This window comes from Pseudomonas sp. FW507-12TSA, assembly GCF_058781435.1.
On sequence record NZ_JBYSWT010000002.1, the window covers coordinates 235,529 to 262,281 of the forward strand.

Annotated in this window: 22 protein-coding genes; 9 read left to right on the forward strand and 13 right to left on the reverse strand. The window is 64.4% G+C overall.

Annotation, left to right across the window (positions count from 1 at the left end):
* Positions 1-38: 38 nt before the first annotated feature.
* On the reverse strand, positions 39-752 hold the full coding sequence (locus tag AC3WK8_RS03250; protein ID WP_103323996.1) for a hypothetical protein: 714 nt from the start codon (positions 750-752) through the stop codon (positions 39-41).
* Positions 753-859: 107 nt separating this feature from the next.
* Entirely contained in the window at positions 860-1,564 is a 705-nt protein-coding gene (treR, locus tag AC3WK8_RS03255; protein WP_103323995.1) for a trehalose operon repressor, read from the reverse strand.
* Positions 1,565-1,794: 230 nt separating this feature from the next.
* Between treR and treP the strand changes: the two genes are divergently transcribed.
* The 7 genes from treP to tadA all read left to right on the forward strand — a co-directional run bounded on the left by treP (position 1,795) and on the right by tadA (position 11,174).
* The gene (gene treP, locus AC3WK8_RS03260) at positions 1,795-3,237 is read left to right on the forward strand and encodes a PTS system trehalose-specific EIIBC component (protein WP_103323994.1); all 1,443 of its coding nucleotides are present in this window, start codon (positions 1,795-1,797) and stop codon (positions 3,235-3,237) included.
* A 52-nt stretch (positions 3,238-3,289) separates the two neighbouring features.
* Positions 3,290-4,942 carry an alpha,alpha-phosphotrehalase gene (treC, locus tag AC3WK8_RS03265; protein WP_103323993.1) on the forward strand — a complete coding sequence of 551 codons (1,653 nt, stop codon included), beginning with the start codon at positions 3,290-3,292 and terminating at the stop codon, positions 4,940-4,942.
* Between the two features lie 119 nt (positions 4,943-5,061).
* A complete protein-coding gene (locus AC3WK8_RS03270; RefSeq protein ID WP_103323992.1) occupies positions 5,062-6,285 on the forward strand; it encodes a maltoporin in 1,224 nt (407 codons plus the stop codon).
* Between the two features lie 60 nt (positions 6,286-6,345).
* Positions 6,346-8,877, forward strand: a complete 2,532-nt coding sequence (gene ptsP, locus AC3WK8_RS03275; RefSeq protein WP_103323991.1) for a phosphoenolpyruvate--protein phosphotransferase — start codon at positions 6,346-6,348, stop codon at positions 8,875-8,877.
* Between the two features lie 2 nt (positions 8,878-8,879).
* Positions 8,880-9,170: a PTS sugar transporter subunit IIB gene (locus tag AC3WK8_RS03280; RefSeq protein ID WP_103323990.1), complete on the forward strand. Its 291-nt coding sequence runs from the start codon at positions 8,880-8,882 to the stop codon at positions 9,168-9,170.
* A gap of 127 nt (positions 9,171-9,297) precedes the next feature.
* Positions 9,298-10,680: a multicopper oxidase family protein gene (locus AC3WK8_RS03285; protein WP_068584812.1), complete on the forward strand. Its 1,383-nt coding sequence runs from the start codon at positions 9,298-9,300 to the stop codon at positions 10,678-10,680.
* The gene (tadA, locus tag AC3WK8_RS03290; protein ID WP_085595044.1) at positions 10,680-11,174 is read left to right on the forward strand and encodes a tRNA adenosine(34) deaminase TadA; all 495 of its coding nucleotides are present in this window, start codon (positions 10,680-10,682) and stop codon (positions 11,172-11,174) included. The genes AC3WK8_RS03285 and tadA overlap by 1 nt, the downstream gene beginning before the upstream one ends.
* A 123-nt stretch (positions 11,175-11,297) precedes the next feature.
* On the opposite strand, the gene cmoB is transcribed toward tadA, so the two are convergent.
* The 5 genes from cmoB to lon all read right to left on the reverse strand — a co-directional run bounded on the left by cmoB (position 11,298) and on the right by lon (position 16,730).
* On the reverse strand, positions 11,298-12,254 hold the full coding sequence (gene cmoB / locus AC3WK8_RS03295; RefSeq protein ID WP_022640668.1) for a tRNA 5-methoxyuridine(34)/uridine 5-oxyacetic acid(34) synthase CmoB: 957 nt from the start codon (positions 12,252-12,254) through the stop codon (positions 11,298-11,300).
* Positions 12,251-12,994: a carboxy-S-adenosyl-L-methionine synthase CmoA gene (gene cmoA, locus AC3WK8_RS03300; RefSeq protein ID WP_103323989.1), complete on the reverse strand. Its 744-nt coding sequence runs from the start codon at positions 12,992-12,994 to the stop codon at positions 12,251-12,253. The genes cmoB and cmoA overlap by 4 nt, the downstream gene beginning before the upstream one ends.
* 110 nt (positions 12,995-13,104) lie before the next feature.
* Positions 13,105-13,740 (reverse strand): lysoplasmalogenase, encoded by a 636-nt coding sequence (locus AC3WK8_RS03305; protein WP_103323988.1) that lies wholly within the window; start codon positions 13,738-13,740, stop codon positions 13,105-13,107.
* Between the two features lies 1 nt (position 13,741).
* Positions 13,742-14,134: a protease inhibitor I42 family protein gene (locus tag AC3WK8_RS03310; protein WP_085595046.1), complete on the reverse strand. Its 393-nt coding sequence runs from the start codon at positions 14,132-14,134 to the stop codon at positions 13,742-13,744.
* Positions 14,135-14,312: 178 nt separating this feature from the next.
* Complete coding sequence (lon, locus tag AC3WK8_RS03315; protein WP_103323987.1) at positions 14,313-16,730, reverse strand: endopeptidase La; 2,418 nt, start codon at positions 16,728-16,730, stop codon at positions 14,313-14,315.
* A 457-nt stretch (positions 16,731-17,187) separates the two neighbouring features.
* Here lon and AC3WK8_RS03320 point away from each other — a divergent pair, with 457 nt between their 5' ends.
* The gene (locus AC3WK8_RS03320; RefSeq protein WP_103323986.1) at positions 17,188-19,530 is read left to right on the forward strand and encodes a putative bifunctional diguanylate cyclase/phosphodiesterase; all 2,343 of its coding nucleotides are present in this window, start codon (positions 17,188-17,190) and stop codon (positions 19,528-19,530) included.
* 36 nt (positions 19,531-19,566) lie between these two features.
* On the opposite strand, the gene AC3WK8_RS03325 is transcribed toward AC3WK8_RS03320, so the two are convergent.
* Positions 19,567-19,998: a hypothetical protein gene (locus AC3WK8_RS03325; RefSeq protein ID WP_085595052.1), complete on the reverse strand. Its 432-nt coding sequence runs from the start codon at positions 19,996-19,998 to the stop codon at positions 19,567-19,569.
* Positions 19,999-20,057: 59 nt separating this feature from the next.
* Positions 20,058-20,675, reverse strand: a complete 618-nt coding sequence (locus AC3WK8_RS03330; RefSeq protein ID WP_085595054.1) for a LuxR C-terminal-related transcriptional regulator — start codon at positions 20,673-20,675, stop codon at positions 20,058-20,060.
* Positions 20,676-20,816: 141 nt separating this feature from the next.
* On the opposite strand from AC3WK8_RS03330, the gene AC3WK8_RS03335 reads away from it, so the two are divergent.
* Positions 20,817-22,445: an ATP-binding response regulator gene (locus AC3WK8_RS03335; protein ID WP_085595056.1), complete on the forward strand. Its 1,629-nt coding sequence runs from the start codon at positions 20,817-20,819 to the stop codon at positions 22,443-22,445.
* 6 nt (positions 22,446-22,451) lie between these two features.
* Here AC3WK8_RS03335 and AC3WK8_RS03340 read toward each other — a convergent pair whose 3' ends face one another.
* From AC3WK8_RS03340 to AC3WK8_RS03355, 4 genes are all read right to left on the reverse strand, one after another.
* Positions 22,452-23,099 carry a carboxypeptidase-like regulatory domain-containing protein gene (locus AC3WK8_RS03340; RefSeq protein WP_085595059.1) on the reverse strand — a complete coding sequence of 216 codons (648 nt, stop codon included), beginning with the start codon at positions 23,097-23,099 and terminating at the stop codon, positions 22,452-22,454.
* 101 nt (positions 23,100-23,200) lie between these two features.
* The gene (locus tag AC3WK8_RS03345) at positions 23,201-23,494 is read right to left on the reverse strand and encodes a hypothetical protein (RefSeq protein WP_085595061.1); all 294 of its coding nucleotides are present in this window, start codon (positions 23,492-23,494) and stop codon (positions 23,201-23,203) included.
* 176 nt (positions 23,495-23,670) lie between these two features.
* Positions 23,671-23,931 carry a hypothetical protein gene (locus tag AC3WK8_RS03350; RefSeq protein ID WP_256578543.1) on the reverse strand — a complete coding sequence of 87 codons (261 nt, stop codon included), beginning with the start codon at positions 23,929-23,931 and terminating at the stop codon, positions 23,671-23,673.
* A 344-nt stretch (positions 23,932-24,275) separates the two neighbouring features.
* Entirely contained in the window at positions 24,276-26,696 is a 2,421-nt protein-coding gene (locus tag AC3WK8_RS03355; protein WP_085595065.1) for a glucose/quinate/shikimate family membrane-bound PQQ-dependent dehydrogenase, read from the reverse strand.
* Between the last annotated feature and the right edge of the window lie 57 nt (positions 26,697-26,753).

Below are 26,753 nucleotides of genomic sequence, written 5' to 3' on the forward strand. Positions count from 1 at the left end.
ATCCTTGATGGATGCCCGCAAATGCTTGAGCACAAGATTCATGGGCGCTGATTACCTGCCCTTGCAGGAGCGGTACCGCGAGTTCGACTGCATTGCCAAACGAATACCGAGCCCACGGTGCTGCTACCTATTGCCGCTTGGCTAAGAGCGACAAGTTCGGTTTTCAGTTTGCCATTGAATCCATTGAAGGTTGTGGAGGGCACTCGATCGCCCGCGTCAGGAAACGCTACGGACCAGTCGTCAAATGTGAGGTGGCCATCAGGCTGGCTCAAGTCTCGCGAGAACAGGTCAGTAAAGGCCTGCCGACGAGTTTCCCGGTTGCTTGCATTCGGATGAGGTGTGTCGAACAGCTTGGTGATATCGCCGGCCCCACCCCCTAATACAAGAAACTTGGCTCCTATTCCCTGGGTGGTGATGAACGCCAGGCGCATTGCATCCTGGACAATGTTCTGGCGGATTTGATGCGTATCGGTGGTGGAGCGTGGCCATTTGACTTCGATTGCGCCGTACCAGACAACGGCTCCGGACGAGCGCCCCAACAGGGCAATATCTACCCGTTTCTTCGTTGCTCCCCAATTGGCCGGTAACTGGCTGGTAGCCGGAAGAAACTGCCCCTGTGCGTTGATAATCTGGGCAACGACGGACCGGGCGGTGTCTTCTCCGGAAAGGTCGTTGAGGTTCTGGGCGGTTTGAAGCTGGTGCCACCCGGCCAGGCCTGAGGTGATCTTTGCAGCCAGAGACGGTCGTTTCATCGCTGTTCCTTGCAATGTTTGCTGAGTTGAGTCTACGGCGCCGGCACCATTGTGCCGTGTTGGCTCGATTGGCCTTTGGCTGGGCTCCTGGCGCTACGCTCGCTGGCTCAGCGCCGCGCCACGTCGGAGAAGTAGAACTTGTCCAGGGTGTGGCGTGATTCGGTGTACTCGAACTGACGGCCATCCTGGAGAAAGGTCTGGTTGCTGACCACGATCACATGGCTCTGGCCGTCCAGGTCGAGCAACTGCTGGTCGTCCTTGCTGCGCGGGCTGGCCTCGATGGTGCGCTGGGCATAGCTGATGTTCAGTTGCAGGGTCTGTTCGATATAGGCGTAGATCGAGTGCTCGGCGATTTGCCGGTCCAGCCCCGGAATCAGCTCAGCGACGAAGTGGTTGATGTCGAGGATCACCCGCTTGCCATCGATCCGCCGTACCCGCTTGATCCGGGTGACCAGGCTGCCTTCTTCTGCCTGCAGGTGCGCCCGCAGTGACCCTTCGAGAGGAAACTGGCTGAACTCCACCACCTCGGTGCTGACGTCATCCCCCAGCCGTGGATAGGTTTCCTGGAAGCTGACGATGCCACCCAACTGGAACTCGATGGGAGCGGACGAGAGCACGAAGGTGCCCTTGCCATGGACTTTCTGCGCGAAACCGCGTTCCTGCAGCAGTTCGATGGCCTTGCGCACAGTGCCGCGGCTGGCCTGGTAGCTGTCCATCAGTTCGGTTTCCGAGGGCAGGCGGGCGCCGCGTTCCAGGCGTTCGGTGGTGATGCTGGCAAGCAGATCGCTGTAGATCCGGTTGTATTTGCTCATGGGATGGCTCTGTGCCGGACGGTGCTCAAGGCAGGCACCTTAAGGGCTGGACGGGGCATTTGTCCATGCGCCTGGAGGAGGCTGTAGCGAGCCGGGAAAGCGGATCTGGTGGGGTGACTCGAAGAAAAAACAGACTCGTCTGTACGAGTTGTTGATTTAACTCGTACAGACGAGTAGTTTTCCTCCCCGGCGTGCTGCCAATAACAAGAATCTCAGGTGGAAGAACGAGCATGAGCCACGACTATTCAACGATCGCCAGCGAGTTGCTGCACAGCCTCGGTGGCGCCGACAACCTCGAGCAGGCGGCCCATTGCGTGACGCGCCTGCGCCTGGCCCTGAAGGACCCGAGCCGGGTCGACAGCGCCACGCTCAACCAGATCGACCTGGTCAAGGGCTCGTTCTTCACCGGTGGCCTGTTCCAGGTCGTGATCGGCCCCGGCGAGGTGGAAAAGGTCTACGCGGCACTGCGCGAGCAGACCGGCCTTGCCGTCTCGACCATTGCCGATGTGAAGCACAAGGGCGCGCAGAAGGCCCACGCCATGCAGCGCCTGGTGCGGGTCTTCTCCGACGTGTTCATGCCGATCCTGCCGGCCCTGATCATCGCCGGGCTGTTGATGGGGGTGAACAACCTGCTGGCCGCCAAGGGCATGTTCATCGAGGGCAAGACCTTGCTTGAGGCCCATCCGGACCTGGACGGGTTGTGGAGCCTGGTCAACCTGATGGCCAACACCTCCTTCGTGTTCCTGCCGGCCCTGGTGGGCTGGTCGGCGGCCAAGCGCTTTGGCGGCAGCGAGATCCTCGGCATCGTCCTGGGCCTGATGCTGGTCCACCCGGACCTGCTCAACGCCTGGAACTACGGCAAGGCCGTGGCCGGCCTGGATGGCCAGAGCCTGCCGTACTTCGACATCCTTGGCCTGTTCCAGATCGAGAAGGTCGGCTACCAGGGGCAGATCCTGCCGATCCTGCTGGCCGCCTACGTGATGAGCGTGATCGAGAAGTGGCTGCGGGCGAGGGTGCCCAATGCCATTACCCTGCTGGTGGTGCCCATCACCACCATCGTGGTCACCGGGGTGCTGGCCCTGGCGATCATTGGCCCGGTGACCCGCCACCTGGGGATCCTGATCACCGAGGGCGTGGTCATGCTGTTCGAGCTGGCGCCGATGGTGGGCGGGGCGATCTTCGGCCTGCTCTATGCGCCACTGGTGATCACCGGCATGCACCACATGTTCCTGGCGGTCGACCTGCAACTGATCTCTACCCAGGGCGGCACCTTCATCTGGCCGATGATCGTCATGTCCAACCTGGCCCAGGGCAGTGCCGCCCTGGCGGTATTCACCATGAGCCGTAACGCCCGGGACCGCAGCATGGCCTCGACCTCGGCGGTCTCGGCGTATTTCGGCATCACCGAGCCGGCGATGTTCGGGGTCAACCTGCGCTACAAGTTTCCGTTCTACGCCGCGCTGATCGGCTCGGCCCTGGGCAGCGTCGTTCTCTCGCTGAACAAGGTCCAGGCCTCGGCCATCGGTGTCGGCGGGCTGCCGGGATTCATCTCGATCATTCCCCAATACATCCCGATGTTCGTCATTGGCATGGTCGTGGCCCTGGTGGTGCCCTTCGTCCTCACTTGCGGCCTGAGCCTGAAGATCATCCGTCCCGGTTACCGAGTGGCCTGACCGGCCTGGCAGGAGGCGGTGAATGCCTGTGCACTTTCCAAAGGAATCCCCCATGCAAGACTGGCAGCGCTCGGTGATCTACCAGATCTACCCGAAAAGTTTTCACAGCCACTCAGGACAGGCCACAGGCGACCTGCTGGGCGTGGTAGACAAGCTCGACTACCTGCACTGGCTGGGGGTCGACTGCCTGTGGCTGACTCCGTTCCTGCGCTCGCCGCAGCGCGACAACGGCTATGACATCAGCGACTACTACGCCATCGATCCCAGCTACGGCAGCATGGCCGACTGCGAACTGTTGATCGCGGAGGCCGGCAAGCGCGGCATCAAGCTGATGCTCGACATCGTGGTCAACCACACCTCCATCGAGCACAGCTGGTTCCAGCAGGCCCGCAGCAGCCTGGACAACCCCTACCGGGACTTCTACATCTGGCGTGACGAGCCCAACAACTGGGAGTCCAAGTTCGGCGGCTCGGCCTGGGAGTACGAGGCGCAGACCGGCCAGTACTACCTGCACCTGTTCGATCACACCCAGGCCGATCTGAACTGGGACAACCCCCAGGTGCGCGCCGAAGTCTTCAAGATGATGCGCTTCTGGCGGGACAAGGGGGTCGGCGGCTTTCGCCTGGATGTGATCAACCTGATCTCCAAGCCAGCGGATTTTCCCGAAGACCAGAGCGACGGCCGACGTTTCTATACCGACGGCCCGAACGTCCATGAGTACCTGCAGGAGATGCATCGGGAGGTGTTCGTCGGCCACGACCTGGTGAATGTCGGCGAGATGTCTTCCACTCGCCTGGAGCACTGCATCCGCTACTCGAACCCGGAGTCGAAGGAGCTGTCGATGACCTTCAACTTCCATCACCTGAAGGTGGATTACCCCAACCAGCAGAAGTGGTTGCGGGCCGATTTCGACTTCCTCGAACTCAAGCGCATTCTTTCCGATTGGCAATGCGGCATGCAGGCCGGCGGCGGCTGGAACGCGTTGTTCTGGTGCAATCACGACCAGCCTCGGGTGGTATCGCGGTTCGGCGATGACGGCGAGCATCGGGTGGTGTCGGCGAAGATGCTGGCCACCGCCTTGCACCTGCTGCAGGGCACGCCCTTCGTCTACCAGGGCGAAGAGCTGGGCATGACCAATCCGCATTTCCAGCGCATCGAGCAATACCGCGACGTCGAGACCCTGAACATCTACCGCCTCAAGCGCGAGGCTGGTGAAGACCCGCAACAGATCATGGCGGCGATCCAGCAGAAGTCCCGGGACAACGGGCGTACACCCATGCAGTGGAATGCCGGGGCCAACGCCGGCTTCAGCAGCGCCGAGCCCTGGATCGAGGTCGCGGCCAATGCCGACCGGATCAATGTCGAGTCGCAGCAAGAGGACCCGCAATCGGTGTTGCACCACTATCGTCGGTTGATCGCCTTGCGTCGGGAACAGGCGTTGATCCAGCACGGCATCTACCGCCAATTGCTGCCCGACCACCCACAGCTCTGGATCTACGTGCGCGAAGGGCAGGGCGAGCGCCTGCTGGTGGTGAACAACTTCTATGGCACGCCGTGCGAGGTCCAATTGCCGCAACAGATTATCGCGCCGGGTATGCAACAGCGGCAGCTGATCAGCAACTACCTGGACGATGTCGTGCGCAGCCGGCAGTTGCTGCTGCGGCCCTATGAGTCCTTCGTCCTGCACCTGGCCGACGCCTACTAGTAGCCAGGTGGCTTTTGCCGTTTGCCAGGCCTGCGCTGTACCGGAGCCCGCGCAGGGCCTCGCGCCGGCCTGCCGGCGCCTGCGGATCCGGATATCACAATAAAAATAATGGGGGGCTTATGAAAATAACGATCAATCGCGGTTTGGCGACGTCCTGCCTGTGCCTGGCCTTGCCTTATCCGGCCCAGGCCCTGGAGTTTGCCGGCTACCTGCGCAGTGGCCTCGGCACTTCGGTCAACAGTGGCGGGCAATCGTGCTTCCAGCTTCCCGGCGCGCCATCCAAATATCGCCTGGGCAACGAGTGCGAGCAGTACGCCGAGCTGGAGCTGCGCCAGGATCTGTACACCCTCGAGGACGGTTCGGTGCTCAGCATCGATGGCATGGCCTCGCTCAACAACCGCTACGACCGCAACCTGACCTTCCAGGGGGAGAACGGTTCGGCGCGCATGCCGCAGATGTATGCCCAGTGGTCGAAGCTGCCCAGCCTCAATGGCGGTTCGCTGTGGGCCGGGCGTCGTTACTACAAGCGTAACGACATCCATATCTCCGACTTCTACTACTGGAACCAGAGCGCCACCGGCGGCGGGGTCGAGGACGTGCGCATCGGCGATCTGAAATACAGCTATGCCTTTTCCCGCAAGGACAACCTCTACCAGAAGCAGGCCGTGACCCGTCATGACTTCAACGTCGCCGGCTTCCAGAGCAACCCCGGCGGCGAATTGGAGCTGGGCCTGAGCTACCTGGAAAAGCCCGATCGCCGTGGCGCCCACAACGGTTGGGCGATCACCACCCAGCATGTGCAACAGGGCTTCCTGGGCGGCAAGAACAAGCTCGCCCTGCAATACGGCGAGGGCCCGGGCACCGGCCTGGGCTATACCGGCAACTCCTACCTGGATGACAGCAACAAGAGCTATCGCCTGGTGGAGTTTTTCGACTGGCAACTGACCCCGCGCTTTGGCGGTCAGTTTGAGGCGGTCTATCAGAAGGACATTCGCCCCGACGGCCAGGACCAGAGCTGGATCTCCCTTGGCGTGCGCCCGGCCTATGCCATCACCGAGCAGTTCAAGCTGGTGGCCGAGTTCGGCCACGATCAGGTGGAGGCCCCCGGGGGCACGCGCAAGCTCAGCAAGTTCACCTTCGCCCCGACCTGGTCGCCCAAGGGGCCAGAGTTCTGGGCCCGTCCCGAGGTGCGCCTGTATTACACCTATGCCAGCTGGAACGAGGCGGCCCAGCGTGCGGCCAACCAACTGGCGGCCGGCTCCGCGCTGTCCGCCAGCGGTGCGTTCGGCAGCGCCCGACATGGGGCGAATGTCGGTTTGCAGGTCGAGTACTGGTGGAAATAAGCGATGCTGGCGGGGCTCGCGCTCCATCGGCACTTCAAGGAATCAACAGCAGGTGACGTCATGGCCATAACCCAACCCTTGCAATTGCTCGCGCCCCTGTCCGGTGTGCTGCTGCCCCTGGAGCAGGTGCCGGACCCGGTGTTCTCCAGCCGGGTGATCGGCGACGGCGTGTGCATCGACCCAACCTCCCAGGCCCTCTGCGCGCCCCTGTCCGGGGTAGTCAGCAACCTGCAGCACAGTGGCCATGCGGTGAGCATTACCGGCGAGCAGGGCCAGCAGGTATTGATGCACATCGGGCTGGACACGGTGAACCTGGCGGGCAAGGGGTTCACCTGCCTGGTCCACGAAGGCCAGCAGGTGGCGGCGGGACAGGCGCTGATCGAGTTCGACGCCGACTACCTGGCCCTGCATGCCCGCAGCCTGCTGACCCTGATGCTGGTGGTCAGCGGCGAGCCGGTGACCGCACTGGTGGACGATCGCCGGCTGGTGGAGCAGGGCCAGCCGCTGCTGCAGCTCGCGCCGGCAGCCCTGAGCGCTGCCGAGGACGCTGAGACCGAGGGCGAGGCGCTGTTTTCCAAGCCGCTGATCCTGGGCAACCCCCAGGGCCTGCATGCGCGCCCGGCGGCCTTGCTGGCCCAGGCTGCCAAGGGTTTTGCCGCAAACATCTGCCTGCACCGGCGCACCGACTCGGCCAACGCCAAGTCCCTGGTGTCGATCATGGCGTTGCAGACAGTCCAGGGCGATGCCTTGCAGGTCAGTGCCGTGGGCGCGGATGCCGAACAGGCGATCCAGGCCCTGGTGGCGCTGCTGGCCTCCGGCTGTGGGGAGCAGGTCGCTGCGCTGCCCAAAGCCGTATCCCCAGCTGTATCGGATGCTGCCCCCGGGGCCATCCTGCGTGGGGTCTGTGCTTCACCGGGCTCGGCCTTCGGCCAGGTGCTGCAGGTGGTGCCGCAGCATTTGCAGATCATTGAACAGGCAGCCAACCCGCAGCAGGAGCGCCAAGCCCTGGCGCGGGCCCTGCGCCAGGCCGCCAGTGCCCTGCAACAGCTGCGGGACGATGCCCCGGGTGAAGCGCAACAGAACATCTTCCGCGCGCACCAGGAGCTGCTGGACGACCCGAGCCTGCTGGAGCAGGCCGAGTCGCTGCTCGCCAGCGGCAAGAGCGCCGCCTTTGCCTGGAACAGCGCCATCGAGGTCACCGCCGAGCTGTTCCAAAGCCTGGGCAGTAGCCTCTTGGCCGAGCGTGCGGTGGATCTGGCGGATGTTGGCCAGCGGGTACTGGAGCTGATTCTTGGCGTGCAGGAACAGGCCCTGGTCCTGCCGGAGCAGGCCATCCTGGTGGCCGAGCAATTGACCCCTTCGCAAACCGCGAACCTGGATACCACCAGGGTGCTGGGTTTTGTCACCGTGGGCGGCGGCGCCACCAGCCATGTGGCGATCCTGGCCCGAGCCCTGGGGCTGCCGGCGCTCTGTGGCCTGTCGCCCCAGGTGCTGTCCCTGGCCGACGGTACGCCGGTACTGCTGGATGCCGACCGTGGCGAACTGCACCGGGACCCGGATCCGCAGTTGCTGCGGCAACTGGATACCCAGCGCGAACAACAACGCCAGCGCCAGCACCGGGACCTGGCCCAGGCGGCGCTGCCGGCGGTGACCATCGATGGTCATCACCTTGAGGTCACGGCCAACATTGCCTGCCTGGCGGAGGCCGAGCAGGCCGTCAGCCTGGGGGGCGATGGTGTCGGCCTGCTGCGTTCGGAGTTCCTCTACCAGGACCGTACCCAGGCGCCAAGCCCGCAGGAACAGGCAGCCACCTATCAGGCCATCGCCCAGGCCCTGGGACCCGAACGCAACCTGGTGGTGCGGACCCTGGATGTGGGCGGCGACAAACCCCTGGCCTATGTACCGATGGACAGCGAGGCCAACCCCTTTCTCGGCCTGCGCGGCATTCGCCTGTGCCTGGCGCGTCCGGAACTGCTGCGGGAGCAATTCCGGGCGATCCTGGCCAGTGCCGGGCAGGCCCGCTTGCACATCATGTTGCCGATGGTCAGCCAGCTCGCGGAGCTGCGCCAGGCGCGCCAGTTGCTGGAGCAAGAGGTCCAGGCCCTGGGGCTCGCGCAATCGCCCAAGCTGGGGATCATGATCGAGGTGCCGTCAGCGGCGCTGCTGGCGGATCGCTTTGCCCCGGAGGTGGATTTCTTCTCCATCGGCACCAACGACCTGACCCAGTACACCCTGGCCATGGACCGCGATCACCCGCGCCTGGCCAGCCAGGCCGACAGCTTCCACCCGGCGGTGCTGCGCCTGATCGCCACCACGGTCCGGGCTGCCCATGCCCACGGCAAGTGGGTCGGTGTGTGCGGTGCGCTGGCTTCTGAAACCCTGGCGGTGCCGCTGTTGCTGGGCCTGGGGGTGGATGAGTTGTCGGTGAGCGTGCCGCTGATCCCGGCCATCAAGGCCCGGGTGCGGGAGCTGGACCTGGTCCAGTGCCAGGCGCTGGCCGCGCACATCGTTAATCTGGAGGATGCTGCCCAGGTACGTGAATGCCTGCATCGCCAACCGTTTGCCGTTCACTCACCGGTCCTGGAGAACTGAAGATGTTCGAGAAACTACAGCGGGCGTTCTGGAAAGCCCTGACCCCGGACCTGGTGCCCGACCAGCCGAAAGCGCCCAAGGCTGGCGGTCATGCCCTGGATGAACCGACGCTGGCGGCATTGGGCGGACATGCCAATATCAAGAACCAGCAATGGCTGGCCCTGACCCGGTTGCGCCTGGAGCTGCATGACCCGCAATTGCTCGACAGCACTGCCCTGCAAAGGGCAGGGATGCCGGCGGTGATGCCCCTGGCGGGCGGCGTGGTGCACTTGTTGTTGGGGTTGCGCGACTGAGCGCAGCCACGGCCCTGCATCTGCGTCCCGTCGCCGCGCCGGCCTTACTGTTTCTCAACTGCGGGTGTATCGTATTCGCCTTTTTGCGGGCCCGGGCCCGCGGCAGATACGTGAGGTAGTTGAGTCCATGTCCTTTACCCGTCGACAAATACTCGGTGGTCTGGCCGGTCTGGTGGTGGTTGGCGTGGGCGCCGGCGGTGCGTCGCGATACTGGCTGGGCAAGGTCGCGGACGACAATGCCGGGCACGACTACGAGCTGATCGCCGCTCCGCTGGATGTCGAACTGGTAGCGGGTTTCAAGACCCAGGCCTGGGCTTTCGGGCCGTCGGCGCCGGGCACAGAATTGCGGGTCCGCCAGGGCACCTGGTTGCGGGTGCGTTTCATCAACCACCTGCCGGTGGAAACCACCATCCATTGGCACGGCATCCGCCTGCCGCTGGAAATGGACGGCGTGCCCTACGTCTCGCAACTGCCGGTCAAGCCGGGCGAGTTCTTCGACTACAAGTTCCGCGTGCCGGATGCCGGCAGCTACTGGTACCACCCCCATGTCAGCAGCTCCGAGGAGCTGGGGCGGGGCCTGGTGGGCCCGCTGATCGTCGAGGAGCGCGAGCCGACCGGCTTCAAGCATGAGCGCACCCTGAGCCTGAAGACCTGGCATGTGGACGAGCAGGGCGCCTGGATGCCCTTCAGCGTGCCGCGCGAGGCCGCGCGCAACGGTACCGCGGGGCGCCTGATCACCATCAACGGCCAGGCCGAGGCGGTGACCGAGCTGCCGGCCGGGCAGGTGGTGCGAGTGCGCCTGCTGAACCTGGACAACACCTGGACCTATCGCCTGAACCTCAAGGGCAACTGCGAGGCGATGATCTACGCCCTCGACGGCAACCCGATCACCCCGCGCCCGCTGGACGACGATTACTGGCTGGGACCGGGCATGCGTATCTGCCTGGCCATCCGCATTCCCGAGGCGGGCGAGGAGATTTCCCTGCGCGATGGTTTCGTGCGCCTGGGCACCCTGCGCTCGGTAGCCAGCAGCGAAGCCCCGGGTGACTGGCCCAAGGCGCTGCCGGCCAACCCCATCGCCGAACCGGACCTGGAAAAGGCCGAGAAGCTCAACTTCAATTTCGAGTGGGCCGGCAAGGTCTCGGTGAATACCGAGAACGGCAAGCCGCCGAGCCTGTGGCAGATCAACGGCCAGGCCTGGGACATCACCGACAAGACCTGCGCCGATCGCCCGATCGCCACCTTGAAGAAGGGCAAGAGCTACATCTTCGAGCTCAAGAACATGACCCAGTACCAGCATCCGATCCACCTGCACGGCATGAGCTTCAAGGTGATCGCTTCCAATCGCCGCAAGATCGTCGAGCCCTGGTTCACCGACACCTATCTACTGGGCAAGAACGAACGCGCCCAGGTGGCGCTGGTGGCCGATAACCCGGGCACCTGGATGTTCCATTGCCATGTGATCGACCACATGGAAACTGGCCTGATGGCCGCGATCGAGGTGGTGTGATGCGCCAGATTCGCCCGGCGTCGATCATCGATCGCAGCCGCGACCAGGAGTTCATGCGCGAGGCCCTGGCCCTGGCCGCCCAAGGGGCTGCCCTGGGCGAGGTGCCGGTGGGCGCGGTGCTGGTGCTCGATGGGCAGGTCATCGGCCGCGGCTACAACTGCCCGATCAGCGGCAGCGACCCCAGCGCCCATGCCGAGATGGTGGCCATCCGCGCCGCAGCCCAGGCGGTGAGCAATTACCGCCTGCCAGGCAGCACCCTGTACGTCACCCTGGAACCTTGCAGCATGTGCGCCGGGCTGATCGTCCATTCGCGCATCGCGCGGGTGGTCTACGGCGCTTTGGAGCCCAAGGCGGGCATCGTGCAGAGCCAGGGGCAGTTCTTCACCCAGGGGTTTCTCAACCACCGGGTGCTGTACGAGGGCGGGGTACTGGCCGAGGAATGTGGCACGGTGCTCAGCGAGTTCTTCAAGGCGCGGCGCGCCAGCCGCGACTGAACGCCAACACTGGAGCGAAGCTTGCCCGCGATGACGCCAGCCCGGGCATGCTCACCTTGAATCGGGCTTGATGTTCGATATCGCTATCGCGGACCAGCCTTGCATCCTACGGATGCGGGGGATTCATTTCCTGGCGACGATCACGGCGCGCATCGGCGCCGGGAGGCCTTCGATGGTCTTGCTGTGGTCGTCGGGATCGAGGAAGTCGCTCAGGGACTGGTACTTCATCCACTCGGTAGCCCGCTGTTCCTGCACGCTGGTCAGGCTGACATCCACACAGCGCACGTCGCTGAACCCGGCGCGGCGCAGCCACAGCTCCAGGGCCGGTACCGACGGCAGGAACCACACGTTGCGCATCTGCGCGTAGCGGTCTTCCGGCACCAGTACCTGCTGCTGGTCGCCTTCGACCACCAGGGTCTCCAGCACCAGTTCCCCCCCCTTGACCAGGCAGTCCTTGAGCGCCAGCAGGTGCTCGATGGGCGAGCGGCGGTGGTAGAACACCCCCATGGAGAACACGGTGTCGAAACCCTCGAGGTTCGGCGGCAGGTCCTCGAACGGGAACGGCAGGTGCCAGGCCTTGGGTTGTTCCAGGTAGCGTTGTACGGCCTGGAACTGGCAGAAGAACAGCCAGTTCGGATCGACGCCGATCACGCTGTCGGCGCCAGCGCCGAGCATGCGCCACATGTAGTAGCCGTTGCCGCAGCCGACATCGAGGATGCGCTTGCCCTGCAGGTCCAGGTGCGGCGCGACCCGCGACCATTTCCAGTCCGAGCGCCACTCGGTATCCACATGCACGCCGAACAGGTCGAACGGGCCCTTGCGCCAGGGGCTCAGGCCCATCAGGGCAGTGCGCATCCGCTCGCGGGTCGCGGCGTCGCAGTCGGTGTCCAGGAGCAGGCCGTTGAGCAAGTCGATTTCACTGGGGCGCACGTCCGGCAGGGCGTCCAGCGCACTCTGCCAGCGGGCCAGGTCGCCATGGCCCTTTTCCATCTTGGCATCGAGTTGCGCTTGCAGGCCCTGGGCCCAGACGGCCAGGGGAGTGCCCACCAGATGGCGGGCCAGGGGGGACAGATCGATCATGGCAGGGCAATCAACGAAGCGAAGTTAAGGCATTGGAACCAGGGCACGACTTTCGAGAAGCCGGCGGCCAGCAGGCGCTCGCGGTGTTCTTCGAGGCTGTCGGGCTTCATGACGTTCTCGATGGCGCTGCGCTTCTGGGCGATCTCCAGTTCGCTGTAGCCATTGGCGCGCTTGAAGGCGACGTGCAGGTCGGTGAGCAGCTCATGTTCCTGGACGTCGTTGAAGCGCAGCTTTTCCGAGAGGATCAGTGCGCCGCCGGGCAGCAGTGCCTGGCGGATGCGCGTCAACAAGGCCTGGCGCTGTTCAGGGGCGATGAACTGCAAGGTGAAGTTCATCGCCACCACCGAGGCCGGCTGGAATTCCAGGGCCAGGATATCGCCCTCCACCACTTGCACCGGCAGCAGCTCCTGGAACATCGAGTCCTGGCCGTTGAGGTACTCCCGGCAGCGCTCGACCATGGCCGCCGAGTTGTCCACCGCGATCACCCGGCAGCCATCGCTGCGCACATGCCGACGCAAGGCCTGGGTCACCGCCCCGAGGGATGCCCCGAGGTCGTAGAGCACGCTGCGGGGCTGGGCGAACTGTGCAGCCAGGACCCCGAGGTTCTCGACGATGGTCGGGTAGCCGGGTACCGAGCGCTTGATCATGTCCGGGAAGACCCGCACCACGTCCTCGTTGAAGGCGAAGTCGGGCACCTGGGCCAGGGGCTGGGCGAATAGGCGGTCGGGTTCTTTGCTCACGGCGGTTCCGGCGATGGCGATAAAAAGAGGGGCGGCATTGTAGCCGCTGCGGCCGGCTGCGATAAGGCCTGGAGCAGCGAGGGCGACAACGGGTGTCGCCCATCCCGGGGCTAGCGCGGCTTCTGGCTGAAGGCCGAAGCGGCGATGCCCCACTGGCCCAGCCAGTAGAAAACGATGATCAGGTAGGGCGCGGCATCGAAGGTCCCGACGAAGCGGCTCAGGCCGATCAGGCTGTCGGAGAAGGCGAAGCTCAAGGCACCGAGCGCGGCCAGGGCCGCCGAGCGCTTGGGCACCGCCGTGCCCAGCCGCGCCAGGGCCCGCCAGAGCATGGCGCTGATGGTCAGGGCATAGACGATCACCGGTACCAGCAACGGCCCCAGGCCATGGGCGATCAGCACGCTCAGCAGCGCCCCGCCGATGGCCAGGGCCAGCAGCAGTGGCAGCGGCGCCAGGCGCCGGCAGTCGCTCAGATAAGCCTTGAGGTAGGCCAGGTGGGCCACCAGGAAGGCGCCCAGGCCGAACACGAACAGGTCCATGGGCCAGGCCAGCAGGATGTCCCCCAGCACCGAGAACAGCAGGCCGATGATGATCCAGCGCCGGTAGTCCCCCGGTGGCGCATCGTGCAGCCAGCCCAGCAGGGCCAGCACCGGCAGGGGCTTGACCAGCAGGCAGAGCAGGGTGGCATGTATGGCAGTGCCGTAGATGAAGGTCGCGGCGCCCATCAGCGCAAGGATTAGCCAGCCCATGTCAATTGACCGTGATCGAGCAGTCGAAGGCCTTGACCGGCGCTTCCTCCGGCGCCCAGGGCTGCTGGTAGGTCAGCAGCAGGCGGCCCGTGCCGTTGGCGAAGGCCTGGAAGCGCCAGGTGGAAAAGCCGCCGCTGCCGACCAGGCCGGTGTCATCCGGATTGCTGTAGACCTCCGGGCTGACCTTGCGCAGGATGCCGCCAGCCGAATCCTGGATCGCCCAGCGATAGCCCGTGGTGGGGTTGCTCGGCAGGGTGACGATCAAGTTCTGCCCCTCGTGCAGTTGCAGCGGGCACTCACTCTGGTTTTCCACGGTGACGTTTTGCTTGGGTTGGCTGGCGCAGGCGGCCAGCAGGGCAAAGCTGAGCAGGATAAGCAGGCGGTTGGCGGGCATGGGTCAGGAAGCTCCGATCATTCACGACGAACGGCGAGCATAACTGAAGATGGAGAAATGTGTGGCGGGGCTGGGCGGTTGCAGGAGCGAAGCGTGTTCGCGATGAACGATGACGCGGTACGTGAGGTACCACGCGTCGTTTTCGTCGCGGGCAAGCCCCGCTCCTGCAGGGCCCGGGTTAGAACAGCACCTTGGCGACGTCAGAGAAGCGCTTGGCGAAATGCACGGTGAGGCCCTCCTTGAGGTAGTCCGGCAACTCTTCGAAGTGCCCGCGGTTAGGCTCCGGCAGGATCAGTTCGTGGATTTTCTGCCGGCGTGCAGCGATTACCTTCTCGCGTACCCCGCCAATGGGCAGCACGTGGCCGGTGAGGGTCAGCTCGCCGGTCATGGCCACGCCTTTCTTCGGCGGCTGGCTGCGTGCCAGGGACAGCAGGGCGCTGGCCATGGTCACCCCGGCGCTGGGGCCGTCCTTGGGCGTGGCGCCCTCGGGTACGTGCAGGTGGACGAAGGCTTCGTCGAAGAACTTGCTGTCGCCACCGAACTGCTTGAGGTGCGAGCTGACGTAGCTGTAGGCGATCTCCGCCGACTCCTTCATCACATCGCCCAGCTGGCCGGTGAGCTTGAAGCCGCGGTTGTGGGTGTGGATGCGCGTGGCCTCGATGGGCAAGGTGGCGCCGCCCATGCTGGTCCAGGCCAGCCCGGTGATGACCCCGACCCCGCTCAGCACCTGCTCGTTGCGGAACACCGGCATGCCCAGGGACGCTTCCAGGTCCTTGGGGCCGATCTTGATACGGGCGTCGGGTTCGTCCAGCAGCCGTACCACGGCCTTGCGCACCAGCTTGCCCAGTTGTTTTTCCAATTGGCGCACCCCGGCTTCCCGGGCGTAGCCGTCGATCACCGTGCGCAGGGCGCTGTCGCTGATGCCCAGGCTGGTCTTGGCCACGCCGGCCTTATCCAGCTGCTTGGGCCACAGGTGGCGCTTGGCGATGGCGAGTTTTTCCTCGGTGATGTAGCCCGATAGGCGAATCACTTCCATGCGGTCCAGCAGCGGCCCGGGGATGGCGTCCAGGGTGTTGGCGGTGCACACGAACAGGACCTTGGACAGGTCCATGCGCAGGTCCAGGTAATGGTCGAGGAAGTCGACGTTCTGCTCTGGGTCGAGGGTCTCCAGCAGCGCCGAGGCCGGATCGCCCTGGTAGCTCTGGCCCATCTTGTCGATCTCGTCGAGCATGATCACCGGGTTCATCACCTCCACTTCCTTCAGGGCCTGCACCAGCTTGCCCGGCTGGGCGCCGATATAGGTGCGGCGGTGGCCCTTGATCTCGGCCTCGTCACGCATGCCGCCGACGCTGAAGCGGTAGAACGGTCGGCCCAGGGACTCGGCGATGGACTTGCCGACGCTGGTCTTGCCGACGCCGGGCGGGCCCACCAACAGCACGATGGAACCGCTGATCTCGCCCTTGTAGGCACCCACGGCGAGGAACTCGAGGATGCGGTTCTTGATGTCGTCCAGACCAGCGTGATGCTGGTCCAGCACCTTGCGCGCGTGCTTGAGGTCGAGCTTGTCCTGGCCATAGATGCCCCAAGGCACCGCGGTGGCCCATTCCAGGTAGTTGCGGGTGACCGCATATTCCGGCGAGCCGGTCTCGAGGATCGACAGCTTGCTCATTTCCTCGGTGATGCGTTTCTGCGCCTGGGGCGGCAGGACCTTGCCCTGCAGGCGCTGCTCGAACTGTTCCAGGTCGGCGCTGCGATCGTCCTTGGTCAGCCCCAGTTCCTGCTGGATCACCTTGAGCTGTTCCTTGAGGAAGAACTCGCGCTGATGCTCGCCGATCTTGCGGTTGACCTCGGCGGAAATTTCTTTCTGCAGGCGCGCGACTTCCACTTCCTTGCGCAGCATCGGCAGGACTTTCTCCATGCGCTTGAGCATGGGCACGCAGTCGAGCACTTCCTGCAACTCGTTGCCGGTGGCCGAGGTCAGGGCGGCGGCGAAATCGGTCAGGGGCGACGGGTCGTTGGGGCTGAAGCGATTGAGGTAGTTCTTCAGCTCTTCGCTGTACAGCGGGTTGAGCGGCAGCAGTTCCTTGATCGCGTTGATCAGCGCCATGCCGTAGGCCTTGACCTCGTCGGTGGGCTCGGCGGGCTGGCGCGGGTACTCGACCTCCACCAGGTAGGGCGGGCGATGGTGCTTGAGCCAGGTGCGCACGCGTACCCGGGTCAGGCCCTGGGCGACGAATTGCAGCTTGCCGTTCTCGCGGCTGGCGTGGTGGACCTTGACCAGGGTGCCGTACTCCGGCAGCGCCGAAGTGTCGAAATGCCGTGGGTCTTCCTGGGGCGTATCCATGAAGAACAGGGCCAGGGAGTGATGTTCGGATTTGCTCACCAGTTCCAGGGTCTCGGCCCAGGGCTCTTCGTTGACGATGACCGGCAACACCTGGGCCGGGAAGAACGGCCGGTTGTGGATCGGGATGATGTAGACCTTGTCCGGAAGGCTTTGCCCCGGCAGTGCCAGGTCGGTGCCATGGGCGACCGGATGTTCGGTTTCCGGATCGACGTAGTCACGCGGATCTTCGGGGAATTCTTGCTGATCGCTCATGGAGGCTCCTGCACGCTGGGCTATGCAGGGTTAGATGGGGCGGGTCATGGCGGGTTTCAATGGGGCAAGGGTTACAGCTTTTTTCCGAGCTGTGCCAGCCCGCGTTGGCGGTGCAGGTTGTCAGGTCATGGAATGTTCCAGGCCCGAATTGTCTTGGCTCATGGCGTAATTTCCTAGCCTTGTGGTGGAATCGGTGAGATAGCTTGAAGTAATTTTCTGATATCGCTTGTCAATAAAATGACTTCAAACTCACCAGTTTCATTGCGCGATCTTCTATGATTTGCGCATTGACTTGAGTGTCCGGATTATCGGAACAAAGACGCCATTTATTTGACATCCATATTCAGCTTCTCAGAGGGATGGGTATGAAGAACGGATTTTTCAGCGCCCGGCGGCACCTAGCTGCGTTGTCGTTTCCTGGATCCTGCTGCCAACCGGAGTTGCCGAGAGCGCCCTCATGAGGTGGCGCCGAACCTTCCAGGCAAGGATCGTCGGGGTGCTTGCCCTGCTGCTGTTGGTGCTGATCGCCGCGGTGTATTTCGCGGTCAAGACCGCCACCACCCAGGCGGTGGAGCGCCAGGCGCAGTTGCAGTTGAAGACCGGCACCCGGGTCTTCGAGCGCTTGCTGGATTCCCGCGGGCGCAACCTGCAATACGGCATCGACTGGCTGGTGGGGGATTCCGAGTTTCGCCGCGCGGTGATCAGCGGCAGGCCAGTGGATATCCTCGCGGCCCTGGCCCAGCACCGAGGTGGCATTCGCTCCAGCGAGATGTTCGTCCTGTCCCCGGAAGGCCGGGTCATCGCCAGTACCCTGCCAGCCATCGGTCGCGACCAGCCCTTCCCCTATGACCAGGCGTTGCGCCGGGCCCTGCGCCACGACATCCACATGCTGCTGGTGGCGATCCAGGACCGGCCCTACCTGCTGGTCCAGGGTGAAGTGCTCGAGCCCTTGCCGATCGCCCGGGTGGTCATGGGCTTTCCCATGGACGAGTCCTTCGCTCAGGAACTGCGCTCGATGAGCAATCTCGAGGTCTCGTTCCTGGCAGTGGACGGACAGCGCTCCGGCGAGTTGTTCAGCACCCAGCCGGAGGTGCTCTGGTCGGCCATCATCAACATCCTGCGCGACTCGCTTTGGCAGCCGTTGCCGCAGTTGAGCGAACTCCATGGCCAGCGCTTTCTCAACCAGGCGCTGCAATTGGCCAATACCGGCGGCGAAGGCGACCCGCGGGTCATGGCCCTCTTGCAGAGCCCCATGGAACAGGCCCTGGAAGCCTTCGCTCCGCTGGACCGGGAGTTCTTGTGGATCGCCAGCGTGGCGCTGGTGGCATCGTTGCTTTGTGCCTTGCTGATGGCGCGTTGGGTGGCCCGGCCCCTGGAAGACCTGGCCCAGGCGGCCCGACGCATAGGTTCCGGCAATTACCAGGCGCCGGTAGCGATCAAGCGCAGCGATGAGTTCGGGGTGCTGACCGATGCCTTCAACGCCATGCAGAGCGCCATCGCCACCCGCGAGCGACAACTGGCCCACAACGCCCTGCACGACCCGCTGACCGGGCTGCCCAACCGGGCCCTGGCCATCGAGCGCCTGAGCAAGGCCATTGCCGAGCGGCGCAACGTGGTGCTGCTGTACCTGGGGATCGACAATTATCGGGCGATCAACGAAGGCTTCGGGGCCGAAGGCCTGGAGCAGATGATGGGCGAGCTCAGCTGGCGCCTGCGGGAAGTCCTGTCCCAGGGCGACACGGCGGCACGCATCACCACCAGCGAGTTCCTGCTGTTGCTGGAGAACACCGAGCTTACGGGCGCCATCGCCATGGCCGACCGGCTCCATGGCCTGCTCAGCCGACCGCAGTTGATCCAGGGCGATGAAGTACGCTTGCAGATCTGCGTGGGCGTGGCGGTGTACCCGGCCGATGGCCAGTCCGCCGAAGAGCTGATCAGCCGTGCGGCCATCGCCCGCCACGACGCTGCGCTCAAGCCGGGTTACCTGCAGGTCTACCAGCAGGACCGCGACCTGGCCCATCAGCGGCAGATCAGCCTGATCCGTGACCTGCGCCGCGCCGCTGCCGAGGGCGAGCTGGTCTTGCTGTTCCAGCCCAAGCTCGACCTGCGCCGGGATTACCTGCACCAGGCCGAAGCCCTGCTGCGCTGGCAACATCCGGTGTTCGGCGTGGTGTCGCCGGCGGAGTTCATTCCCCTGGCCGAACGTACCGGCAGCATGCACAGCCTGACCACCTGGGTCATCGAGGCCTGCATGCGCCAGTTGGCCGAATGGAACCGCCGCGCCCTGCCGGTGCGCCTGTCATTGAACATCTCCGCCCGGGACCTGGAGGACAGCGACTTGGTGGAGCGGGTCAGCCAAGGCCTGGATCGCTATCAGGTGGCGGCCGAGCAATTGGTCTTCGAGATCACCGAAAGCGCCATCATGCGCCACCCGGAACAATCCCTGGCGGTGCTCCAGCGCTTGCGTGGCTGTGGCATCAGCCTGTCGGTGGACGATTTCGGCACCGGCTACTCGTCCCTGGCGCAACTGCAACGCCTGCCAGTGCAGGAGCTGAAGATCGACCAGTCGTTCATCCGCAACCTGGATGAGACCAGCGGCGATGCGGTGATCGTGCGCTCGACCATCGAGATGAGCCACAAGCTGGGGCTCAAGGTGGTGGCCGAGGGGGTGGAGTTCGAGCACTGCCTGAAGCTGCTGGAAGGCTGGGGCTGCGATACGGTGCAGGGCTACCTGATCAGCCGGCCGTTGCCCACCGAGTCCTTCGAGCGCTGGTTGCTCAAGGCCCGGGTCTCGAGTTGAAGGCCATGGCGGCGCTTCCCGCCGGTTCCCGGCCGATCAGCAGCTAGCGGCCTCGGCCTTGGCCAGCAGGCTGTGCAGCTCGGGTTCCACCTGGTCTTCGGGAAGCCGGGCCATGACCTCGCGAACCGGCAGTGCATAGCGCCGTTCGATGGCCACTTCCGCCCAGTCCAGTTCATAGATCGCCATGATCCGCACATCCAGGTAAGGCGATTGCACCAGCAGGCGCTTGAGCAGTGCAATGGCCTGCGGGCCGCGCAGTTCACCAAGGGAGACAGCGCAACGTTGCTGCCAATACTCGGGCTGGTCCAGGAGCAGCGCGTCAAGGCGCTGCCATTGCGCTGCAGTAAAGGCCTGGAGCACGCCCTTGGCCACGTGCTCGGTGATGTATTCGTTCCAGTTGGCGGCTTCGCTGTCGCCGATCCAGTGTTGCAGTTGTTCGAGCGTGTCTTGTGGTACTGCGGTGTGCATGTCTTCTCCAGCTCAGCCGCCTGGGCTGGGCGCATCGGGTCAGTAGGACAGTTGGCGGTTCAGCCGTTCCCGGCGAACTTCACTGCCGCCGCGGCTCGGGAGGGCACCTTCAGTGCGTGCAGCAGCGACGAGACGTGGATGCGCACGGTGAACGGCGAGATGTCCAGTTCACGGGCAATTTCCTTGTTGGTCTTGCCCTGGGCGATCAGGCGCAGCACTTCTTGCTGGCGGGTGGTGAGGGCGCTGAGTTCGGTGCAGGCATCCAGAGGCAGCAGCAGGCCGGAGGGTGCGTACTTGACCACCACCTCGCCCTGGCGGATGTCGAGGATCGCCTGGGCGATTTCCTCTGGGCAGATGTTCTTGCCGATGAATCCGTCGGCGCCGGCGGCCATGACTTCGCTGATCAGGTCCTGGTTGTCGACCATCGACACTACGATGATCGAGGTCCTGGGCAGTTGCCGACGCAGGTCGGCGATCATGCTCACCGAGGTCAATCCGGGAAAGCGCAGGTCGAGGATCAGCGAGTCGGGCTCCTCGCCACTGCCGGCCAGGGCCTGCACGGCCGCCAGGTCGCCGGCTTCTTCGAGGACCGCCTCGGGCAGCAGGCGCTGGACGGTGCGCAACATGCCCTCGCGAAACAGGGGATGGTCGTCGGCGACGATGATCCTGCATGTCATGTCTTGAAGCTCCTTGAAACAATCGGTCCTGGGGCCATGCTACCTTGGCAGGCCGGCACTGTACCTGCCCGCTGGTCGTATCCGATACCGCGTATTGCCAGCAAGGCAGCGTGCCGGTGTCCCGAACAAGGAGTTGTTTGCATGAAAGTCGAAAAGGACAGTGAGCTCGACCAGGCCACGTTGCGCATCATCGTCGCCAGTTGCGCGCTGGTCTACGTGATCATCACCAGTTGCCTGCCGGGGCAGGATTTCGACACCTATTTGCCGGTGATCATCTACATCATCGTCTTCACCCTGGTTTCCATCGGGCTGCGCCTGGCCATCGCCCGCTGGCCAGGCCACTACCCGGCCCGGCGGATACTGGGGATCATCTACGACTACACCGGCACCTGCTTCGGCCTGGTGATGGGCGGCGAGGGCGCGCTGCCCATCTATGCGGTGATGGTCTGGGTCAACCTGGGCAACGGCATGCGCTTCGGCTCGCGCTACCTGGCCATCGCCACCGTCCTGGCGTTGTTCGCGTTGTTCATGGTCTACCTGCTGACCCCGTACTGGCAGAGCCAGCCCTACATGGTGCTGATGCTGATGGTCACCAGCACGGTGATCCCGATCTATGCCCATATCCTGCTCAAGCGCACCCGGCTGGCCTCCGAGCAAGCCATCGCCGCCAACCTGGAGAAATCGCGCTTTTTGGCCCAGGCCAGCCATGACCTGCGCCAGCCGATCCACTCCATAGGCCTGTTCACCGCCTGCCTGCGCGAGGCCGACCTGGGCCAGGAGGAGCGGCGGCTGGTGGACAACATCGACCGTTCGCTGCTCAACGTGTCGCAGTTGTTCCGCTCGATCCTCGACCTCTACACCCTGGACAACGGGCGCGTGCAACCCAAGTACGAAACCGTGCACCTGGGACAGTTGCTGCGCGAGCTGATCCGGCAGAACGCCGAGGCAGCGCGCTGGGCCGGGGTCGAGCTGCGGCTGCGGCCCTGCAACCAGTGGGTGCGCATCGACCCAGGGCTGTTGGCGACCATGGTGCAGAACGTCTTGTCCAATTGCTTCAAGTACGCACCGCAGGGGCCCGTGCTGATTGGCGTGCGCCGCCGTGGCCAGGGCCTGGCCATCGAGATCCATGACCGTGGGCGCGGTATCGCCGAAGAGCACCTGCCGCGGATCTTCGAAGAGTTCTACCGGGTCCGCCAATTGCGCGACAAGGATGTCGAGGGCGTGGGCCTGGGGTTGTCCATCGTCAAGCGCCTGGGGCAGCTGGTGGACCTGGAAGTGCGCTTGCGCTCGCGGGTCGACCACGGCACCAGCGTGACCCTGGCGGGCCTGCAACCGGCCGCGCCGCAGCAGCTGCGGCGCCACGACGAGGCGTTGCAGAACGGCCTGCTGAGCGGTTTGCGGGTATGCCTGGTGGAGGATGACCGCAACGTACTGCTGGCCACCTCGGCGCTACTGGAGCGTTGGGGCTGCGTGGTCCAGGCCGAGGCGTCGGCGGAGGATCTGGTCACCGACTGCGACATCATCGTCGCCGACTATGACCTGGGCACCCGAGTCTCGGGCATCGAGTGCATCGACCACATACGCCAGCAGCGGGGCTGGGAAGTACCGGCGCTGATCATCACCGGCCACGACATCGAGAAGATCCATGCCGCGCTGCACGATCGCAACATCGCCATCTTGTCCAAGCCGGTGCGGCCGGTGGAGTTGCGGGCTACCTTGCGTGCCTTGCGCGAGACGCCAGTAGCGCTGGTTCACCAAGTTGGGGCGTAGCGGACGCTACCAGGTCCGGCACGGGATGAGCAGGGGGTAGTTGGTCATGGTCAGCTTCTTGTTGTCGCCGCTGGCGAGCTCGACGAAGTCATCCAGCATGCCCGAGTACGAAGAGATCGAGCTGCGCTCTGTGTAGTAGTGGGTGGTCACCGGCCCGTAGTTGGTGTTGCTCTGGCCGGTGCCCACGTACTCGTTCCAGCGGCTGGTGCCGTACACCATGTCCTGACCCTGGACGAAGTATCGGCCCGGTTGCAGGCCGGTGAACTGGAAGATGCCGTCGTCGTTGGTCCGGGTCACCCGGTGCACGGCCACGGCCTCGGGGAGCATGCTCACCGGTGCGCCTTCGGGCTGGGATGAGCGCAACTTGTGCCACGCCTGCAAGTGCGGGGTGACCGGATAGAGATAGATCTCGACGTTGCGACTGCTCTCGATGCCATCGTTGCCGACGATGCAGAACTTGCCGGTGAGGGTTGCCGTGCCCGGTTGCAGGGCCGCACGTGCGGCCTGGGTGTCGAAGGGGACGTCGGGGTATTGCACGCTGGGAACCTTCACCAGCGGGTATTCGTCCAGGGTTCGTCCCTGGCGCGGGGCGCAGGCGCTCAGGGCGCAGGCGAGCAGCACCGTACCGGAGACCAGGAGTAGGCGGGATGTCATGACGTCGGGACCTTTGCATGCAGGGAAGTAGCGTGTTCGCGCGGCACCGCCCTGCGTCGGGCAGGCGCGGTGGCTCGTCGCGAGTTTTCGGGATGGCCGCTTTATTCCTTGTTGCACTCGGCGGGCATCGAGACCAGGCCACCCATGCTGGCAAAGGCAATCATGCCGCCGGAGGGCAGCACGCAGCTGTAGCCACCGGCGCTGGTGTTGGCGGTGAAGTAGGTCTGGGTATTGTCGTTACGCACGTTCGAGACGCTGGTTACGTTCTTGCCGATGGTGAGCTGGGCGCGGTTCTTCAGGTCGTCGTTGCTGGGGCTGGCGACGGCGCAGCCGGCGAGCGCGACCACCAGGCCGCTGAGCAGGGTGAAGGAACGGACGTTGGGATGGAGTTTCATGATGACGCTTCCTTGGTGTTGTAGTTTCTTTCCACGGCGCAGCCGTCCCCCGCACCGCAGGACTGCGGTGTTGGTGGGAACGAGTTGGTTGGCCAAAACTATAGCGTCGGCGGACGGGGAGGGTCGATTAGCACAGATGGGCTAATGTCCCTTTGCAATTACGCAGTTTGGCAGGGTCAATCGGCCAGTTGTTCCAGCAGGCGGCGGCCCAATACATCCAGCAAGTCGCAGCCATCACGCAAGGGGATGACGCACAGTTGGGCGAAGTCCTGGAGTAATTGCGGATTGCCACCGAGGTGGTCCTGGCTGGCGATGCTTTCCAGCAGCTGGGTCGCGGCGCGGATACGGTGGATGGCCGCTTCGTGCAGCGCATCCAGCGGGGCCTGGGTGTCCACCAGCAGGGCGGGGATATCGTAATCGTTGCTGGTGAGGGGCATGAAGCGCCTTGGGGGAAGTTCGGTGTCGTCGTCCATTGCCTGGGGCCTGCCCGGTGATCTTGCGGACCTTAAAGGCACACGGTCGCAGGGAACAAGGTGATGTTGTTCTCTGTGAGCTGTAGGACTTTTCTAAACCCATGGCCGCTGCCGAGCCTGGGAGGCTGCGCCAAGGCCCGTAGGGCCTTCCTGGGGCTGCATCCGCTGTGCGGCCGTACGCAGCCTGCGGCAGCGGCTATACGAAGCGGCCCTGGCTCTGCGGCAACCGTTACACGAAGGTGTGTGAGGGCGAGCACAAAAAAGGCGGCTACCCGCAGGTAGCCGCCTTTTTCAGTCGCTATCGGGGTTTATTCCGACAGTTTGTAGGCAATGATGTAGTCGCCCATCTTGGTGCCCAGGGAGCCGTGGCCGCCCACGACCACCAGCACGTACTGCTTGCCATCCTTGCCGGTGTAGCTCATCGGCGTGGCCTGGCCGCCGGCTGGCAGGCGGGATTTCCACAGCTCCTTGCCGTTCTTCACGTCATAGCCGCGGATGTACTGGTCCAGGGTTCCGCTGAGGAAGCCCACGCCGCCGGCGGTGACCATGGAACCACCCATGCTCGGTACGCCCATCGGCAGGCCGATCGGGATCGGCGAGCTGTCACGGCTGGTGCCGTTCTTGTGCTTCCACACCACCTTGTTGGTGGTCAGGTCGATACCGGCCACGTAGCCCCAGGCCGGAGCCTGGCAAGGCACGCCGAGCGGCGACATGAACGGATGCATGATCACCGCATAAGGAGCACCGGTGTTGGGTTGCACGCCCGAGGTCTCGCTTTCGCGCTTGCTGCCGGCGGCCACTTCGGCGCGCGGTACCAGCTTGGAAACGAAGGCCATGTAGTTCGGGCTGGTGAACAGCAGCTGGCGTACCGGATCCAGCGATACGCTGCCCCAGTTGAACACGCCGACGTTACCCGGATAGACCAGGCTGCCCTGCACCGATGGCGGGGTGTACTGGCCGTCGTAGCGCAGCTCCTTGAACTGGATGCGGCACAGCATCTGGTCGAACGGAGTGGCGCCCCACATGGCTTTTTCGTCCAGTGGCGGGTTCAGCAGGTTCAGGTCCGAACGGGCCTGGGTCGGTGCGGTGTGGTCGCCTTCCACGGCTCCGGTCGGGGCCGGGATCTCGCGGATCGGCACGATCGGGGTGCCGTCGCGGCGGTCCAGCACATACAGGCTGCCTTGCTTGGTCGGCTGGATCAGCGCCGGCTTGACGCCGTCCGCGGTCTTCATGTCCAGCAGGGTTGGCTGGCTGCCCACGTCCATGTCCCACAGGTCGTGGTGGGTGAACTGGTAGTTCCAGCGCAGCTTGCCGGTATCGATATCCAGAGCCACGGTGCCGGCGCTGAATTTCTCGGCGCCCGCGGTGCGGTTGCCGCCCCATTGGTCGGGCATCTGGTTGCCCAGTGGCAGGTAGACCAGGCCCAGTTTCTCGTCGACGCTGGCCAGGGACCACATGTTCGGCGAGTTGCGGGTGTAGGTCTTGCCTTCAGGCAGCGGCGTGGTTTCGTCGGGGTTGCCCGAATCCCAGTTCCAGACCAGGTGGCCGTCGTGCACGTCGAAGGCACGGATCACCCCGGACGGCTCGTTGGTCGACTCGTTATCGGTCACATGACCGCCGATGATCACCAGGTTGCGGGTGATGGCCGCCGGCGAGGTGGAGTAGTAGCCACCTGGAGTGAACGAGCCGATGCCGGCCTTGAGGTCCACGGCGCCCTTGTTGCCGAAGTCTTCGCAGACCTTGCCGGTGTCGGCGTTGATGGCGATCAGGCGCGCATCGGCGGTCGGCAGGAACAGGCGGCGCGGGCAGCTGGCGGTGATGGCCTGGCCAGCTGGGGACAGCGACGCGGGATGGCTGATGGCATCGGAGTTCTGGTAGTTGGCTTCGTCGTAGTACGACACGCCACGGCAGGTCATGTGGGCCCAGCCACGGAAGTCGTCACCGTTGGGGCCTTGGATCTGCGGGTCGAAACGCCAGATTTCCTTGCCGGTATCCGGGTCCAGCGCCAGTACCTTGCTGTGGGCGGTGCAGGCATAGAGCATGCCGTTGGCCTTGAGCGGGGTGTTCTGGTTGGTGATTTCCACCGGGTCCTTGGCGGTCGGCATGTCGCCGGTACGGATACGCCAGGCTTCCTGCAGCTTGCCCAGGTTGGCCGGAGTGATTTGCTTGAGTGGCGAGTAGCGGTCACCGAATTCGGTGCGGCCATAGGCCTGCCAGTCGCCTTCGGGCATGGTCGGGGCGGTGCTGGTCATGTCCGCGCTGTCACGGCCCAGGTCGCCGGAAATTTCCCCGGGGTTGGTGAACTGGCTGCCGATGGCGGCGCCACCAGCCAGGACCACGGCCACGCTCAGGGCGGCGGTGCCCATGGGGGCCGGGCCATCACGCAGCAGTGGGCGACGGAACCAGGGCAGCAGCAAGACCACGCCCAGGGCGAACCACAGCGACAGGCGCGGTACCAGTTGCCACCAGTCCAGGCCGATTTCCCACAGCGACCAGATGGTGCTGGCAAACAGCACCAGCGCATACAGGCCCAGTGCCGCGCGTTTGCCGGCCAGCAACAGCAGGCCGGTCAGCGTCAGGCCGATACCGGCCAGGACGTAGTACAGCGAGCCGCCGAGCATGCTCAGCTTGATCCCCCCGGCCAGCAAGGCCAGGCCCATTAGCAGCAGCAAGATCCCGAGCAGGCTTGGTAGCAAGCGGCTCGGGCTCGAAGCGCCCTCTGTGGTCATAGTGTGGTTCTCCGTGACGTTAAGAATGTACCCGCGCATGTTCACTGTAGATGACGT